This is a genomic window from Streptomyces sp. NPDC036764 (genome assembly GCF_055609385.1).
The window spans coordinates 1372321-1389296 of sequence record NZ_JBVJPT010000001.1; the positions used below are offsets into that span (position 1 = coordinate 1372321).

Consider the following 16976-nt stretch of genomic DNA (forward strand, 5'->3'; position numbering starts at 1 on the left):
GGAGCTCGTATTCCGGCCCCGCCCTAGTCCAGCGGCGCCGTCCGCCGCCACGGCCGCAGTTCCTCCATCCGCTGCGCCAGTGCCAGCAGTTCCGCCTCCGAGCCGGGACGTCCGACCAACTGCACGGCGGTGGGGGCGCCGGACGGCAGCGTGCCGAGCGGGATCGCCATCGCCGGCCAGCCGGTGAGGTTCCACGGCGGGGTCAGCGGCGAGTAGTTCGTGTTGGCCACGATGTTGCGCAGCCAGCCCCGCTCGTGCCAGGGCTCGGACCGGGGGGAGCGGCGGGCGAGCGCCGGGGTGAGCAGCACGTCGTACTCGGCGAAGAACGGCTCCAGCCTCCGGCGCAGCTCCGCCCGGCTCGCGCCGACGCGCGCCCGGTCGACGAACCGCTTCCCGACAGCGGCGTGGACCCGAGTCCGGCGGGTGAGCCGCTGCGGGTCCAGGCCCCGGGCGTCCACGGCCGTCCCCGCGGTCCAGTGGGTCAGCGAGGTCACGCCCAGCGACATCGGGTACGGCGGGTCGGCCCGCCGCACCTGGTGACCGGCCTTGATCAGCAACCCCGCGGCCTCGCGGGCGGCGGTCGCGTACGGCTTGCTGATGACGACCCCGGCTATCGGGCTGCGCAGGGACACGGCGATCCGGTACGTGGCGGGGGTGGCCGGGCGTACGACGTCGGTGTCGGCGAGGACCGACAGCATCAGGCGGGCGTCCTCGACCGTGGTGGCCAGCGGGCCGTTCTCCGACATGCCGAACCAGTCGCCGTCGCTGACGCCGGCCGGGACCACACCGGTGCCGGGCTTGATGGTGACCAGGCCGCAGTTGGCCGCGGGTATGCGCAGTGAGCCCATGCCGTCGTTGCCCAGGGCGATCGGCACCATGCCCGCGGCGACGGCGGCCGCGCTGCCGCCGGACGAACCGCCCGCCGTGCGCGAGGTGTCCCACGGGTTGCGGGCGGTGCCGTGCACGCCCTCCGTGGTGCCGAAGACACACAGCTCCGGCACGTTCGTCAGCCCCACGACCACCGCGCCGGCGGCCCGCAGCCGGGCCACGGTGACATGGTCGGCCTCGGCAGGCGTGTCCGGCGTGGCCGCGGAGCCGACGCGCTTGGACTCGCCGCGCACCGCGAGGTTGTCCTTGACGGCCACCGGCACGCCGGCCAGCGGCAGTTCGGCGAGGTCGCCGCGCGAGTCCACCTCGTCGGCCTCGGCGAGCGCCGCCTCGGCCCGCACCACCCGGAACGCGCCGACGCCGCCGTCGAGGCGCTCGATCCTGGCCAGGTGCTCGGCCACCACCTCCCGGGCAGTGGCCCGCTTCTCGCGTACGGCGGCGGCGATCTCGGCGGCGGTCCGACCGACCAAGCTGGTCACGGGCGCTCCTCAGGGCTTACTCGCGAGTATGTAGGAGGAACTCTGCCCCTCGGCGGGCCCGGCGTCGAGAGGCCGCCGGGCTTGGATATTCGCGTAGCTCTTGTTGGACTTTTCGCGGGGCCTCGCTTCCATACCGCCCCGTTGACCTGCGCGTCATCGGACCAATGAGTCAACTCGACTGCTCTCGGCTCCCATTGACAGCCCTTGGGGCCCGCTCAATCATCAGACATCCGATGAATAGGGGTGTCTTATGAGGAGACGCTGGAGACCGGCCGGAGTCCTCACGGCGCTGACGCTTCTGCTCACGGCGCCGCTGCCGGCCATCGCCCAGGAGGCACCGGCGACGCCGGCGCAGGCTCCGGTCACGGTGCCCGCCCTGGCCGACTGGACCCCGGCGTCCGGCAGTTACCGCTACGCGCGCTCCACTCGCCTGGTGGCCGACGGTGCGAGCGAACGACGGGTCGCCGGCACGCTCGCCGACGATCTGCGCGACGCGGGACACGGCACGGTACCCGTGGTGCCCGGCGGCGCGAGGACCGGTGACATCGTCATCGACGTCCGGCCCGACCGGACCTCCCTCGGTGCCGAGGGCTACGAACTAAGCGCCGGCAAGCGGCTGTCGGTGACCGCGGCGACCGAGAACGGCGCCTTCTACGGCACCCGAACCCTCCTCCAGCTCCTCGCCCAGGGCGACCGGATCCCGGCAGGCCGCACCATCGACGCACCGCGCTACAAGGAGCGGGGCGTAGGCGTCTGCGCCTGCTACGTCCACATCTCGATGCCCTGGCTGGAGAACCTGGTCCGCGAGATGGCGTACCACAAGCTCAACCAGTTGCTCCTCGAACTGAAGGTGAAGAGCGACGCCCACCCCGAGGCCGACACCTGGGGCTACTACACCAAGGACGAGATCCGCGGCCTGGTCGCCCTCGGCAAGCGGTACCACGTCGAGATCATCCCGGAGATCAACTCCCCGGGCCACATGGACCCGTGGATCGAGAACCGTCCCGACCTGCAACTCACGGACTCCGACGGCAACAAGCAACCCTCGCGCCTCGACATCACCAGGCCGGAGGCGTTCGCCTACTACACCGGCCTGATGGACGAGTACGCGCAAGTCTTCACCTCCACGTCCTGGCACATGGGCGCCGACGAGTACATGCTCGGCTCCGACTTCGCCAAGTACCCGCAGATCCTGAAGTACGCCCAGGACAGGTACGGCCCAGGCGCCACACCTCAGGACGCGTTCATCGACTTCGTCAACCGCGTGCACGCCCACGCGGCGGACAAGGGCAGGAAGCTGCGCATCTGGAACGACGGGCTCACCGGCGCCAACACCGTCCCGGTGACCGCGGGCACGACGATCGAGCACTGGCTGAACGTGGCGACGAAACCGAGTCAACTCCTGGCCCAGGGCTACCCGTTGATGAACGCGGCCTACGCCCTCTACCTCGTGCGCGGCGGCTTCCACAGCGACGCCAAGGGCCTGTACGACCAGAGCTGGGACCCGCGCAGCTTCGAGGGCGAGAAGCTGGCCACCTCCGACGGCGTCACCGGTGCGAAGATCAGCCTCTGGCCCGACAACGGCCGGGGCGAGACCGAGAACGAGGTCGCGGTCGCCCTGTGGCCCGCGCTGCGGCACATCGCCCAGTCCACCTGGGGCGATCCGCACCCCGACGCCACCTACGCCGGGTTCACCGCGCGCGGTGCGGCCGTCGGGCACGCGCCGGGGTGGCGGGATCTGACGCGGGTGCCGGTGGCGGACGGCTCGTACACCTTCCGGACGCGAGGCCGGTCCTTCGACGCCGAGGTGGCGCGCACCGCCGACGGCTATGCGACCGTGCGGACGGCGGACGGCTGCCTGGAGGTCCGGGGCGGGAAGCTCACGCTCAACGTGCCGCTCCAGCCCGGCGTCGAGGCGGCGCCGCAGGCGTGCGACCCCGGCAACACTCTCCAGCGCTGGCAGTTGGAGCCCGCCGCCGGCGGCTACCGGCTCGTCAACGCCATCACCCGCATGCCGCTGGGCGTCACGGACGACGGGCGGCTCGCCCAGTACCCGCCGGATCAGCGCACCCCCGCCATATGGCACCTGAGCACCTGAGCACCTGCGCATCTGAGCATCTGACCCGAGGAGCCTTCCCATGGCCGTTTCCCGACGCGTGTTCCTCGCGACAGCCGCCGTCCTCGCCGCGACCGGCGTGAGCAGACCCGCCCTGGCGGCACCCGCCGGCACGGCGGAGGACCCCCGCTACCGCATCCCCGTCAGCCCCGACGACACCGAGGCGGACCTGGTCCGCAAGGCCTCCCAGGTCCGCCCCACCGCACGGCAGATCGCCTGGCAGCGCCTGGAGCGCACCGCGTTCCTGCACTTCGGCGTGAACACCTTCACCGGCCTGGAGTGGGGCACCGGCGACGAGGACCCCGACGTCTTCCAGCCGGCCGGCCTCGACACCGACCAGTGGGCCCGCGCCCTGCGCGACGGCGGCTTCAGGCTCGCCATCCTCACCGTCAAGCACCACGACGGCTTCGTGCTCCACCAGACCCGGTACACCACCCACTCGGTGGCGTCGAGCAGTTGGCGCGACGGCCGGGGCGACGTCCTGCGCTCCTTCGCCGACTCCATGCGCCGCCACGGCATCAAGGTCGGCGTCTACATCTCGCCCGCCGACGAGAACCAGTACCTCCACGGCGTCTACGCCAACGGCAGCGCCCGCACCGACCGCACGATCCCCACCCTCGTGGCGGGCGACGACCGCACACCGCCCCGCTCGTACACCCTCCCGGCCACCGACTACGGCGCCCATATGCTCAACCAGCTCTACGAGGTCCTCACCGAGTACGGGCCGGTCGACGAGGTGTGGTTCGACGGCGCGCAGGGCCGCATCCCGCCGGACAAGGTGGAGAAGTACGACTGGGACAGTTGGTACACCCTCGTCCGCGCCCTCGCACCCGACGCCGTGATCGCCGTGTCCGGCCCCGATGTGCGCTGGGTCGGCAACGAGGGCGGCTTGGCCCGGGAGGACGAGTGGAGCGTCGTACCGGTCCAGGAGAAGGACTACGGCCGCACCGACTACGCCCTCGCCTACGACGCGCCCGACATGGGCAGCCGCGCCGCCCTGGTCAAGGCCCGGCCGGTGGCCGACCACCTGCAGTGGTGGCCGGCCGAGTGCGACGTGTCGATCCGCGACGGCTGGTTCTACCATGCCGACCAACAGCCCAAGAGCGTCGAGCAGTTGACGGACATCTACTTCCGGTCGGTGGGCCGCAACTCGGTGCTCCTGCTCAACATCCCGCCCGACACGGACGGCCTGCTGCCCGCCGCCGACGTGGCCAAGCTGCGGGAGTTCCGCGAGCGCGTGGACCGTGAGCTGCCCGAGGACCTGGCACGCGACGCCCGCACGACCGTCTCACCGGGCCGTGTCACCGTCGACCTCGGACGGGAGCGGGAGGTGGACCGGATCCGACTCGCGGAGGACATCCGACACGGGCAGCAGGTGGAGGGGTTCGTGGTGGAGGCGCAGCGCGACGGCTCCTGGTCCGAGGTGACCCGGGCCGGAACGATCGGCGCGAGCCGGATCGTGCTGCTCCCGGCCCCGGTGCGGGCCAGACGGTGGCGGGTGCGGGTGACCGGCTCGCGCGCGGCGGCGCGGATCGCGGAGTTCGGGCTGTACCGCTCACGGGTTTAAATCGGTTGACCGGGGCGGGGCCGCGCGGGCTGGATGGGGTGCATGGCCGACATCCAGGGCACCTACGACCGTCTGTTCATCGCCGTGCCGAACGCGCTGGCCGACATGCTGGACGCGGGGGACGCGGGCGGTTCCGTCGCGGTCTTCGTGGACGGCGAGCCGGTCGTGGACGTCTGGGGCGGCTTCGCGGACGCCGACCGCACCGTCCCGTGGGAGCGCGACACGATCGTCAACGTGTGGTCCGTGACCAAGACGATGACGGCGCTGTGCGCCCTGGTCCTCATCGACCGGGGCGAACTCGACCCGGACGCGCCGGTCGCCCGCTACTGGCCGGAGTTCGCGGCGGAGGGCAAGGAGAAGGTGCTTGTACGGCACCTGCTCTCGCACACTGCGGGCCTGCCCGACTGGGACGGGCCGGTCGAAGAGCTCTACGACTGGCCGGCCGCCACGTCCCGGCTCGCCGCGCGCACCACCCGCTGGGAGCCGGGCACCGCCGCCGGATACCACTCCCTCACCCAGGGATTCCTGGTCGGCGAGGTCGTGCGCCGGGTCACCGGCCGCAGCGTCGGGGACTTCCTCGCCGCGGAGGTGACGGGTCCGCTGGGCGCTGACTTCCACATCGGCCTGCCGGCCGAACACGATCACCGGGTCGCCCCCGCGATTGCGCCGACCGGCCGGGACGAGGACTACGCGGCGAGCGCGCCGGGCAATCCGGAGGGCTCCGAGGCGGGCAACGGCGTGCGCGTCCGCGACGGCAACAGTCAGGCATGGCGCCGCGCACAGATCCCCGCGGCGAGCGGATACGGCAACGCCCGCTCGGTCGCGCGGGTCCAGTCGGTCCTGGCCTGCGGGGGAGAGGTGGGCGGCGTACGGCTGCTGTCCCGGGCCGGCTGCGACCGTGCCTGGGAGGAGCAGTTCGACGGCGACGACCGCGTCCTGGGCATGCCCATGCGCTGGGGCCTGGGCTACGGCCTCTTCGGCACCGCGTACGGCTGGGGCGGCTGGGGCGGATCCCTGATGATGCTGGAGCCCGACAGCCGGATGGTGGTGGCCTACGTGACCAACCAGATGCGCGAGCCCGCGGAGGACACCCGGGGTATGGAGATCGTGACGGCGGCCTATGAGGGGCTTCAGGGGCTGCGCCTCTGATCCGGGCGACGGGCGACGAGCGACGGGTGGCGCGTGAGGCCGACCGGGCCGGACGGCGACGGCACCGGCCCGTCACGCACCCCGCGCCACCCCTGTGCTCCCACGCTCGATCAACCGCGGCACCGGCACGCGCACCGCGCGTGCCGACCCGCCGTCGAGCAGCGCGGTCAGTTCGTGGGCCGCCGTGCGGCCGAACTCCACACTGTCCCGGGACAGGGCCGACAGCCATGGCTTGACCATGCGGCACAGGGCCGAGTCCTCCCAGGAGACCACCGAGACGTCCGCCGGTACGGAGAAGCCGAGTTCGGTCGCCGCGGCGGCACCGGCGACGGCCATCACGTCGTTGTCGTAGATCAACGCGGTCGGCGGAGCGGTGCCCTCCAGCACCCGGCGGGTGACCGCCGCGCCCTCGGCGTCGGAGTAGTCGGTGGTCACCGACCGCACCTCGGACAGGCCGCGGCGCCCGGCCTCGGCACGCAGGGTGCGGATGCGGCGCTCGGTGTGGGCGAGCCCCGGCAGACCGGCGATGTGCACGATCCGCCGGTGGCCGAGCGCGTACAGGCCGTCCACCACCGAGGCCATCGCGCCCGCGTCGTCGGCCCAGACGGTCGACAGACCCGGGTGGCGTTCGTCGGGCGCGCCGCCGATCACCACGGCCGGCAGGCCCAGTTCGTCGAGGAGGTCGGGGCGGGGGTCGTCGGTGCGCGGGTCGACGACCAGGACACCGTCGACACGGTGCTCGGCCCACCAGCGCCGGTACACCGCGCACTCGTCGGCGATGTCCTCCACCACCTGGAACAGCAGCCCGAGATGGCGCTCCGCCAGCACCTCCTGGATGCCCGAGACGAGCTGCAAGAAGAAGGAGTCCACGCCCAGCTTGTCGGCCGGACGCGCCAGCACGAAGCCGACCGTCGCCGCGCCCTCCCCGGACAGCGCGCGCGCCGCCGTGCTGGGCCGCCAGCCGAGCTCCTCGGCGACCCGGCGCACCCGGTCGCGGGTGTCCTCCGACACGCCGGGCCGGCCGTTCAGCGCGAAGGAGACGGCGCTCTGGGAGACCCCGGCGTGCCGCGCTATGTCCTTCATCGTCGGACGCCGGGCCGGTGACCGCTTGCCTGACATCGTGATCCCCCCATTCCGGCGGCACATTCCCGGAGCAGTATGCACTAATGCGGTTCAGCGGCGTGATCCTAATGCGGTTCAGTTCGGTGACCCTAATGCGCATTAGTCACTAAAGAAATTAGCTGCGCGAGAGCCATTGACGGGCCCGTGGAGCGGCGTGCAGGGTCTGCCACGTCGACCAACCCGCCCGCAAAGGAGGCCGGTTCACGGTGCCCATATCCCGTAGAGCCCTCGCTGCCGCATTCGCCGTCTGTGTCGCGCTGCCGCTCAGTGCCTGCGGTTCGTCAGGCGGTGACAGCGCCGCCACCGACGCCTCCGGCAAGGTCGAGGGCGACATCACCTTCCAGACCTGGAACCTGCGCGCCAATTTCAAGGACTACTTCGAGGGCCTGATCGCCGACTTCGAGAAGAAGTACCCCGGCACGAACGTCAAGTGGATCGACCAGCCCGCCGAGGGCTACGCCGACAAGATCAGCGCCGACGCCGCCGGCGGCACGCTCCCCGACGTCGTCAACGTCTCGCCCGACCTGGTCGCCCCGCTCGCCAAGGCGGGCCTCGCGATGGACCTCGACAAGGCCGCCGGGAAGTACAAGAAGGAGTACCTGGACGGGGCATGGGCCAGCCACCAGGTCCCCGGCATGCAGGGCACGTACGCCTTCCCCTGGTACCTCAACACCGGCCCGCTCTTCTACAACAAGACGCTGTTCAAGGAGGCGGGCCTCGACGCGGAGCAGCCGCCGAAGACGTACGACGAGGTCTTCGACGCGGCCCTGAAGATGGCGAAGGAGACGGACGGCAAGGTCGCCACCCTCGCCAACGTCCCCACCGTCGAGGACTTCGGCCGCTACGGCGTGGAGCTGATGAACAAGGAGGGCACCGCCTTCACGTTCAACGACGCGAAAGGCGTCGAGCTCCTCACCAAGTACAAGGAGCTGTACGACGCCAAGGCCCTCGACCCGCAGGCGCTGACCGCCACCCCCGAGTCGTCGGGCAAGAAGTTCCTCACCGGAGCCGTCGCCATGAACCCCGGCAGCGCGCTCGACCTCGGCAACTTCAAGAAGCAGGCGCCGAACCTGTACAAGAACGTCGGCATCACCGACCAGATCACCAGCACCGGCCACGTCAACATGTACGTGATGGGCGTGATGGTCAACGCGCAGACCAAGCGCACGCCCGCCGCGGTCGCCTTCGCGCACTACGTCACCGACGCCGAGCACCAGATGTCGTTCGCCAAGCAGGTCGCCATCTTCCCCAGCACCGCCGGCTCGCTCGACGACCCGTACTTCACCAAGGAGGACGGCACCGACGAGACACGCGTACGGGTCGCCGCCGCCAAGTCCCTGAAGAACGCCGTCAATTACACGCCCGTGCTGTTCAGCGAGCAGATGAAGACCGAGCTGCGCAACGAGGTCGCCAAGGCGTTGCAGGGCAAGGAGAGCCCCAAGGAAGCTCTCGACAACGCTGTCAAGGCCTGCAACACGCTGCTCCAGCAGCAGGGGTAGTACGCGATGGCCCTCTCCACCGTCTCCCGGGTGCGGCGCCAACTGCCCACCAGCCCCTGGCTGTTCGCCGCCCCGGGACTGCTGATCACCGGCGCCTTCATCCTGTACCCGTTCCTCTCCACGCTGGTCAACGCCTTCACCGACCGCCGCACCCTGATCCCGGGGAAGTTCGTCGGCCTCGCCAACTTCCGCGAGCTGCTCAGCGACGACATGTTCTGGATCGGACTGCGCAACAGCACGCTGTACGTCCTCGGCGTCGTCCCCGCCCTCGTCGTACTGCCCCTGCTGCTCGCGCTCCTGGTGCAGAAGAACATCCCCGGCATCACCTTCTTCCGGTCCGCCTTCTACACCCCGGTCGTCGCCTCGATCGTGGTGGTCGGGCTGATCTGGGTGTGGCTGCTCGACGAGCGCGGCCTGGTGAACTCCGTGCTGGAGACGATCGGCGTCGGCCGGGTCGGCTTCCTCAGCGACCAGTGGCTGCTCCTGCTGAGCGCCATGGCCGTGACGGTCTGGAAGGGCCTCGGCTACTACATGATCATTTATCTGGCCGCGCTCGCCAACGTGCCCCGCGAACTGCACGAGGCGGCGGCCGTGGACGGCGCCGGCGCGATCCGCCGCTTCCTCACGGTCACCGTGCCCGCCGTCCGCTCCACCATGGTCCTGGTCGGCGCGCTGTCCTCGGTCGCCGCCTTCAAGGTGTTCTCCGAGGTGTACCTGATGGCCGGCCCGAGCGGCGGCCCTGCGGGCGAGGACACCACCCTCGTCATGCTCGTCCAGCGCACCGGCACCGGACTGACCGGCCGCGTCGGCTACGCCTCGGCCATCTCGGTCGTCGTCTTCGTCGTCACCGTCGCCCTGATGCTGCTCGTGCTGCGCGCCGACCGGAGGGAGGAGTCATGAGCGTCATGGAGAAGGTACGGCCCACCCCCGCGAAGCCGGCCGCCCCGCGCGAACCCCGGATCACCGACGAACACGGCCGCCGCGTCCGCGTCTGGGAACTCGCCCTGCGCTACCTGCTCCTGCTGGCCGTCCTCGCCCTCACCGTCGGCCCGTTCCTGTGGCAGCTCTCGACCTCGCTCAAGGGTCCCACCGAGGACATCTTCAGCTCCCCGCCGAAGTTCTTGCCGGGCGACCCGACGCTGCACAACTACGAGCGGGTCTCCGAGACCATCCCCGTCTGGGACTACGCCCTGAACTCGCTGAAGGTCGCCACCGCCAACGTCGTCACCAACTGCGTCGGCGCGGCACTCGCGGGCTACGCCCTCGCCCGGCTGCGCTACCGGGGCCGCCGGGTGGCCACGCTCGTCTTCGTCCTGGCGATGCTCGTGCCCGTGGAGGGCATCATCATCGCCCAGTTCACGACCATGCGGGAGCTCGGCCTCAACAACACCCTCATCGGTGTCGTCCTGCCCGGCTGCATCAGCGCCCTGAACGTCCTGCTGATGCGCAACGCCTTCCTCAACCTGCCGTACGAGATCGAGGAGGCGGCCTACGTCGACGGCGCCAACGTCTGGCAGCGGTTCCTGCGCATCGCGCTGCCGTCGGTGAAGGGGACCCTCGCCGTCGTCGCGATCTTCGCCTTCATGGGCGCCTGGGACGACTTCCTGTGGCCGCTGATCGTGCTGAGCGACCCGTCGAAGTTCACGCTGACCATCGGCCTCAACTACCTGCACGGCACCTTCGCCAACGACGAACGCCTGGTCGCCGCCGGCACGATCATCGCCGTCGCGCCGCTGATCGCCCTCTTCGCCTGTCTGCAGCGGTACTTCTTCCGCGGCGTCGGCGAGGGCGCGGTGAAGGGCTGAACCTCCCCCACCGAGTGCAAGGACACCGCATGCCTTCTGCCGTGCGCTTCGGCGTCAACTACACCCCGAGTGAGGGGTGGTTCCATCACTGGCTCGACTTCGACCTCGACTCCGTACGCGCCGACCTCGACTCCATCGAGGCGCTGGGCCTCGACCACATCCGGGTCTTCCCGCTGTGGCCGTACTTCCAGCCCAACCGCACCCAGATCCGCCCCACGGCCGTCGAACAGCTCGTCCGGCTCGTCGACGCCGCCGCCGAACGCGGCCTCGACGTCAACGTGGACGGTCTGCAGGGCCACTTGAGCAGCTTCGACTTCCTCCCGGCCTGGACCCGGACCTGGCACCGCCGCAACCTCTTCACCGACCCGGACGTCCTCGACGGCCAGGCCGCCTACCTGCGCACCCTCGCCGCCGCCCTCGCCGACCGGCCGAACTTCCTCGGCATGACCCTCGGCAACGAGGTCAACCAGTTCTCGGCGGGCCCGCACCCGGACCCCGACCGCGCCACCGAGGACGAGATCGACCGCTGGCTCACGCGCATGCTCGCCGCCTGCGAGGAGGGTGCCCCGGGGCGGCTGCACCTGCACGCCGAGTACGACGCCACCTGGTACCAGGACGACCAGCCCTTCACCCCGGCCCAGGCCGCCCGGCACGGTGCCGTCACGGCCGTGCACTCCTGGGTCTTCAACGGCACCGCCCAGCGCCACGGCCGCACCTCCGTCCCGGCCGAGCACCACGCCGGCTACCTCGTCGAGCTGAGCAAGGCGTGGGCCGACGACCCGCATCGGCCCGTCTGGCTCCAGGAGGTCGGCGCACCCGCGCCCCTGGTCCCGCCCGAGCACGCCGCCGCCTTCACCGCGGCGACCGTCGCGAACGCGCTGGACTGCCCCGACCTGTGGGGCATCACCTGGTGGTGCTCCCACGACGTGTCCCGTGAGCTGGCCGACTTCCCCGAACTCGAATACGGACTGGGCCTGCTGACCAACGACCGCAAACCGAAGGACACGGCCCGGGTGCTGGAGCGGGCGGCCCAGGAGGCGCCACGCACACCCGTGCCGCGTACGACGGCGCTGATCGTCCCCGCCGATCCGGCCGATCGCTCGCTCTGCGCACCGGGCGGCCCGGTCTTCGACGCCTATTTCCGGCTGGTCGCCGACGGCGCCCGCCCCACCACCGTCCTCGATGCGCGTGCCGCCGACCAGGAACACCTCGCGGCACGCGGCATCACCGAGGTCGTCGCTCCCGATCAGGTACTCCCCACCCCACAAGGAGGCACCCGCTCGTGAAACCCACCAGACGCACCGTCCTCATCGCCGCCGCCACGGCCGCGATGCTCCCCTCGTCACCGACGACGGCGGCACCGGGGCCCAAGGCCGCCGCCCTCCAGCCGTACGCGTCCTACTGGTACCCGGACTCACTGCCCTCCGGCAGCCCGGGCACCGGCATCACCTGGCGCAGCCTGAAGTCCTGGCGCCCGGCCGACGACGCGGACCTCGCCTTCAACGCGTCGAGCGTCCCGCTCGCCCAGCGCTTCACCCCGGCCCCGGTCAACCCGACCGCCCGTGCGGGCCAGGCGCGTATCCAGTCCCTGGTGTCCTTCGGGCCCACCGCGAGCAACCCGTCGCAAGGCTCGGCCACGGCCGACTACTACGCCCTCACGCACTGGGCGTACATCGACGAGCTGGTGTTCTGGGGCGGCTCCTCCGGCGAGGGGCTGATCCTGGCGCCGAACGCGCCGATCGTGGACGCCGCCCACCGCCACGGCGTGCCCGTCCTCGGCAACATCTTCCTGCCGCCGGTCGCCTACGGCGGGCAGTTGCAGTGGACCCGTGACCTGGTGCAGAAGGACACGGCCGGACGGTATCCGCTGGCCGCACAGCTCGTCGCGGTCGCCGCGGCGTACGGCTTCGACGGGTGGTTCGTCAACGCCGAGACCAGCGGCGGGAACACCGCGCTGGGCGCCGACATGCTCGGCTTCCTGCGCGAGCTGAAGACCCTCGCCAAGGCCAAGGGCCAGCGGGTCACCTGGTACGACTCGATGACCGTGAACGGCAGCGTGAGCTGGCAGGGCGCGCTCAACTCGCAGAACGAGGCGTTCTTCCAGGCCGCCGACGACATGTTCGTCGACTTCCGCTGGACGGCCGCGAAACTGACGTCGTCGGGGCAGCGAGCCGCCCAACTGGGCCGCAGCCGTTACGAGTTGTGGGCGGGAGTCGACGTCGAGTCGAACGGCTGGAACTCGTCCGTGAACTGGGACGCCATGGTGCCCCGCGACAAGGCGCACGTCGTGTCGGTCGGCTTCTACCGGCCCGAGTGGACCCGCAACCACCTGCCGGCCGACGGCCGGACGCCGGGCGACTTCCACGCCGCCGACGACCGCTTCTGGACCGGGCGGTCACTGGACCCCTCGCGGCCGGACGGCACGGACACCTGGCGGTCGCCGGCCGTCTCGGTCGCCGACCGGTCGACGGTCACCTCGATGCCGTTCGCGAGCGTCTTCAACACCGGCCACGGACTGCGCTGGTACGAGGACGGCCAGGTGACGTCGGACGTGCCCTGGAACCACCTGGGCCTCCAGGATCGGCTGCCGTCCCGCCGCTGGGTCGTGCACACGGACGGGCAGCGACCCGCGGTGACCTTCGACTTCGCGGCCGCGTGGCGAGGCGGGAGCAGTGTGCTCGTCGACGGGGCACTGGACCGGCCGGCCGTACTCGACGTGTATGCGACACGGCTGCCGATCACAGCCGACACGGTCGTCGAGCTGACCCACCGGGCCGACGCGGGCGCCGTCAAGGTCGAGCTGGCCGTCGCCACCGCCGAGCCCACCGCACCAGGGGCCACACCGCCGTACACCTACTTCCCCGTGACCTCGGGCAGCGGCTGGCAGACCGCGACCGTACGGCTCACCGGCCTGACCGGCACCGTGCGGGCGATCGGCGTCCGGCTCACCGCGGCCGACGGCGGTCCGGTGCGGTGGCGGCTCGGCGGCCTCGCCGTCCGCAGCGCCCCACACACGCCCGCCGCCCCGGCAGGCTTCCGCGTCACCGCGGCCTCGGGCGGCGACCTGCGCCTCGCCTGGACCCCGGCACCCGGCGACACCCGCCACCACACCATCCACCGCCTGCTTCCCGACGGCACCCGGCGCTTCCTCGGGGGCACCTGCCAGAGCGCGTACTTCCTCGGCGGCCTGCGGCCCGAACAGGGCGAGCAGGAGGCACGGTTCGAACTGCGTGCCGTAGGGGAGCTCTACACCACGTCGGCCCCCGTGACCGTCACCCACCGCTGGTAACCACCCGCCCGGACGACCTACGGAGCACCCCGCATGCATGACGACCGCAACCTGGTCGAAGCCCGCCTGAGGCGTGTCCTCGACGAGCGTGTCCGCCCCGCCGTGTACCCCGAGTCCGTGCCGCTGGACGTGGCGGTGTGGCACGCGCCCGGCGAGCCGGTGCCCGTCGCCGAGGGGCTCGCGGCCGAAGCAGAGCCGATCGAGGTGGGCGCCCGCTGGGGTGCTCCGTGGGGCACGAGCTGGTTCCGGGTCACCGGGACCGTGCCCGAGGCGTGGGCCGGGAGGACCGTCGAGGCCCTGCTGGACCTCGGGTTCGACGAGAACATGCCCGGCTTCCAGTGCGAGGGCCTGGTCTACCGGCCCGACGGCACCCCGGTGAAGGGCCTCAACCCGCGCAACCAGTGGGTGCGCATCGGCGCCCCCGTGGAGGGCGGCGAGGAGGTCCGGCTGCACATCGAGGCGGCCTCCAACCCCGTCATCCTCGACTACCACCCCTTCCTGCCCACGCAACTGGGCGACAAGGAGACCGCCGGCAGCGCCCCCCAGTACACGCTGACCCGCATGGACCTCGCCGTCCTCGACGAGAACGTCTGGCAGCTCGTCATCGACCTGGAGGTGCTCGGCGAGCTGATGGCCGAGCTTCCGGTGGATTCGGCGCGGCGCTGGGACGTCCTGCGGGCGGTGGAGCGGGCGCTCGACGCGATCGACCTCCAGGACGTGAACGGCACGGCGGCGCGGGCCCGGGAGGCACTGGCCGAGGTGCTCGCCGTGCCCGCGGTGCCGTCCGCCCACCGCATCAGCGCCGTCGGGCACGCGCACATCGACTCGGCGTGGCTGTGGCCGCTGCGCGAGACGGTGCGCAAGGTGGCCCGTACGACGTCCAACATGACCGCGCTCATCGAGGACGAGCCCGACTTCGTCTTCGCCATGTCGCAGGCCCAGCAGTGGGCGTGGGTGAAGGAGCACCGGCCCGAGGTGTGGGCGCGGGTGAAGAAGGCGGTGGCGGACGGCCGGTTCGTGCCGGCGGGCGGCATGTGGGTGGAGTCGGACACCAACATGCCCGGCTCGGAGGCGATGGCCCGGCAGTTCGTGCACGGCAAGCGGTTCTTCCTCGACGAGTTCGGCATCGAGAACGACGAGGCCTGGCTGCCCGACACCTTCGGCTTCGCCGCCGGACTGCCGCAGATCATCAAGGCGGCGGGCTCCAAGTGGCTGCTGACCCAGAAGATCTCCTGGTCGCAGACCAACAAGTTCCCGCACCACACCTTCCGGTGGGAGGGCATCGACGGCACCCGGATCTTCACGCACTTCCCGCCCGTCGACACCTACAACTGCTCCATGAAGGGCAGCGAGATCGCCCACGCGGCCCGCAACTTCAAGGACAAGGGAGCGGCCCGGCACTCCCTGGCCCCCACCGGCTGGGGCGACGGAGGCGGCGGCACCACCCGCGAGATGATCGCCAAGTCGGCCCGGCTGCGCGATCTGGAGGGCTCGGCGACCGTCGTCTGGGAGACCCCGGACGCCTTCTTCCGCAAGGCCGAGGCCGAATACCCCGACGCGCCCGTCTGGGTCGGCGAGCTCTACCTCGAACTGCACCGCGCCACCCTCACCAGCCAGGCCAAGACCAAGCAGGGCAACCGCCGCAGCGAACACCTCCTGCGCGAGGCCGAGCTCTGGGCCGCGACCGCCGCAGTACGCACCGGTTTCCGCTACCCGTACGAGGAGCTGGACCGGATCTGGAAGACGGTGCTGCTGCACCAGTTCCACGACATCCTGCCCGGCTCGTCCATCGCGTGGGTGCACCGGGAGGCCCGCGCCACGTACGAGCGCCTCGCGGGCGAGCTGAACGCGATCATCGACGCGGCCCAGCGCGCCCTGGCGGGCGAGGGCACGACCGAGCTCGTCTTCAACTCCGCCCCGCACACCCGCGAAGGCGTACCGGCGGGCGGGGCACGCCCCCCGGTGACCGAGGGCCGGACGTCCCTCGCACCGCGCCCCGACGGCGGCTTCGTCCTCGACAACGGCCTGCTGCGCGTCGAGATCGACGCACGGGGCCTGGTCGTGTCGGCGTACGACATCGAGGGCGACCGCGAGACGATCGCGCCGGGCGGCGCGGCCGGCCTGCTCCAGCTTCACCCCGACTTCCCGAACATGTGGGACGCCTGGGACGTCGACGCGTTCTACCGCCACACGGTCACCGACCTGACCGACGTGGACGAGATCGCCCCCGGTGCGGACGGGGCCTCGGTGAGGATCACCCGGACCTTCGGCGACTCCCGCGTCACCCAGCGCCTGTCCCTCGCGCCGGGGGAGAAGCGGCTGCTGCTCGACACGGAGGTCGACTGGCACGAGACGGAGAAGTTCCTGAAGCTGGCCTTCCCGCTCGACGTCCACGCGGAGCGGTACGCCTCGGAGACCCAGTTCGGGCACTTCCACCGGCCCACCCACACCAACACGAGCTGGGAGGCCGCCAAGTTCGAGGCCTGCAACCACCGTTTCGTCCACGTCGAGGAGCCGGGCTGGGGCGCCGCCGTCGTCAACGACTCCACGTACGGCCACGACGTGACCCGTACGGTCCGCACCGACGGCGACCACGGTACGACCACGACGGTCCGGGTCTCCCTCCTACGCGCCCCGCGCTTCCCGGACCCCGAGACCGACCAGGGCGTCCACCGCTTCCGGCACGCCCTCGTGCCCGGCGCGGGCATCGGCGACGCGGTACGTGAAGGCTGGCGGATCAATCTGCCGGAGCGGCGGATCACCGGCGAGGCGGAGGTGTCCCCGCTGGTGACGGTGGACCGGGACGCGGTCGTGATCACGGCGGTGAAGCTGGCCGACGACGGCAGCGGGGACGTGGTCGTGCGCCTGCACGAGGCCCACGGCGGCCGGGCACGGGCCACACTGACGGCGGACTTCGAGGTCGCGGACGTCGCGGCGACGGATCTGCTGGAACGTCCGCTGCCGGAGCCGCCGTCGCGCGACGGCGCGCGCATCGCGCTCCGGCTGCGCCCCTTCGAGCTGGTCACGCTGCGGTTGCGCCGATCGTAGGTCCACGGACGGGA

11 protein-coding genes are annotated in these 16976 nt (G+C 71.4%); 9 read left to right on the forward strand and 2 right to left on the reverse strand.

The annotated features are described in order from the left end of the window. Positions 1-23 precede the first annotated feature (23 nt). Positions 24-1367, reverse strand: a complete 1344-nt coding sequence (locus ACZ69Q_RS05965) for an amidase (protein WP_471036979.1) — start codon at positions 1365-1367, stop codon at positions 24-26. A 250-nt stretch (positions 1368-1617) separates the two neighbouring features. Between ACZ69Q_RS05965 and ACZ69Q_RS05970 the strand changes: the two genes are divergently transcribed. Genes ACZ69Q_RS05970 through ACZ69Q_RS05980 form a run of 3 tightly spaced genes read left to right on the forward strand, consistent with a single transcriptional unit; the run spans position 1618 to position 6199 of the window. After that, complete coding sequence (locus tag ACZ69Q_RS05970; RefSeq protein WP_471036982.1) at positions 1618-3465, forward strand: family 20 glycosylhydrolase; 1848 nt, start codon at positions 1618-1620, stop codon at positions 3463-3465. A 40-nt stretch (positions 3466-3505) separates the two neighbouring features. Next, positions 3506-5050 (forward strand): alpha-L-fucosidase, encoded by a 1545-nt coding sequence (locus ACZ69Q_RS05975; RefSeq protein ID WP_471036986.1) that lies wholly within the window; start codon positions 3506-3508, stop codon positions 5048-5050. 42 nt (positions 5051-5092) lie between these two features. Further along, positions 5093-6199 carry a serine hydrolase domain-containing protein gene (locus tag ACZ69Q_RS05980; RefSeq protein ID WP_471036990.1) on the forward strand — a complete coding sequence of 369 codons (1107 nt, stop codon included), beginning with the start codon at positions 5093-5095 and terminating at the stop codon, positions 6197-6199. Between the two features lie 72 nt (positions 6200-6271). Here ACZ69Q_RS05980 and ACZ69Q_RS05985 read toward each other — a convergent pair whose 3' ends face one another. After that, positions 6272-7318, reverse strand: a complete 1047-nt coding sequence (locus ACZ69Q_RS05985; RefSeq protein ID WP_471036994.1) for a LacI family DNA-binding transcriptional regulator — start codon at positions 7316-7318, stop codon at positions 6272-6274. A gap of 209 nt (positions 7319-7527) precedes the next feature. Between ACZ69Q_RS05985 and ACZ69Q_RS05990 the strand changes: the two genes are divergently transcribed. The 6 genes from ACZ69Q_RS05990 to ACZ69Q_RS06015 are packed head-to-tail and all read left to right on the forward strand — an operon-like array spanning position 7528 to position 16962. Then, positions 7528-8820, forward strand: coding sequence for an ABC transporter substrate-binding protein (locus ACZ69Q_RS05990; protein ID WP_471036997.1), 1293 nt, complete (start codon positions 7528-7530; stop codon positions 8818-8820). Between the two features lie 6 nt (positions 8821-8826). Further along, complete coding sequence (locus ACZ69Q_RS05995; RefSeq protein ID WP_471037001.1) at positions 8827-9720, forward strand: carbohydrate ABC transporter permease; 894 nt, start codon at positions 8827-8829, stop codon at positions 9718-9720. After that, the gene (locus ACZ69Q_RS06000) at positions 9717-10625 is read left to right on the forward strand and encodes a carbohydrate ABC transporter permease (protein WP_471037005.1); all 909 of its coding nucleotides are present in this window, start codon (positions 9717-9719) and stop codon (positions 10623-10625) included. The genes ACZ69Q_RS05995 and ACZ69Q_RS06000 overlap by 4 nt, the downstream gene beginning before the upstream one ends. A gap of 29 nt (positions 10626-10654) precedes the next feature. Then, positions 10655-11911, forward strand: a complete 1257-nt coding sequence (locus tag ACZ69Q_RS06005; protein WP_471037008.1) for a glycoside hydrolase 5 family protein — start codon at positions 10655-10657, stop codon at positions 11909-11911. Continuing rightward, positions 11908-13914, forward strand: coding sequence for an endo-beta-N-acetylglucosaminidase (locus ACZ69Q_RS06010; RefSeq protein ID WP_471037011.1), 2007 nt, complete (start codon positions 11908-11910; stop codon positions 13912-13914). The genes ACZ69Q_RS06005 and ACZ69Q_RS06010 overlap by 4 nt, the downstream gene beginning before the upstream one ends. A 33-nt stretch (positions 13915-13947) precedes the next feature. Beyond that, positions 13948-16962, forward strand: coding sequence for an alpha-mannosidase (locus tag ACZ69Q_RS06015; RefSeq protein WP_471037014.1), 3015 nt, complete (start codon positions 13948-13950; stop codon positions 16960-16962). Positions 16963-16976 lie beyond the last annotated feature (14 nt).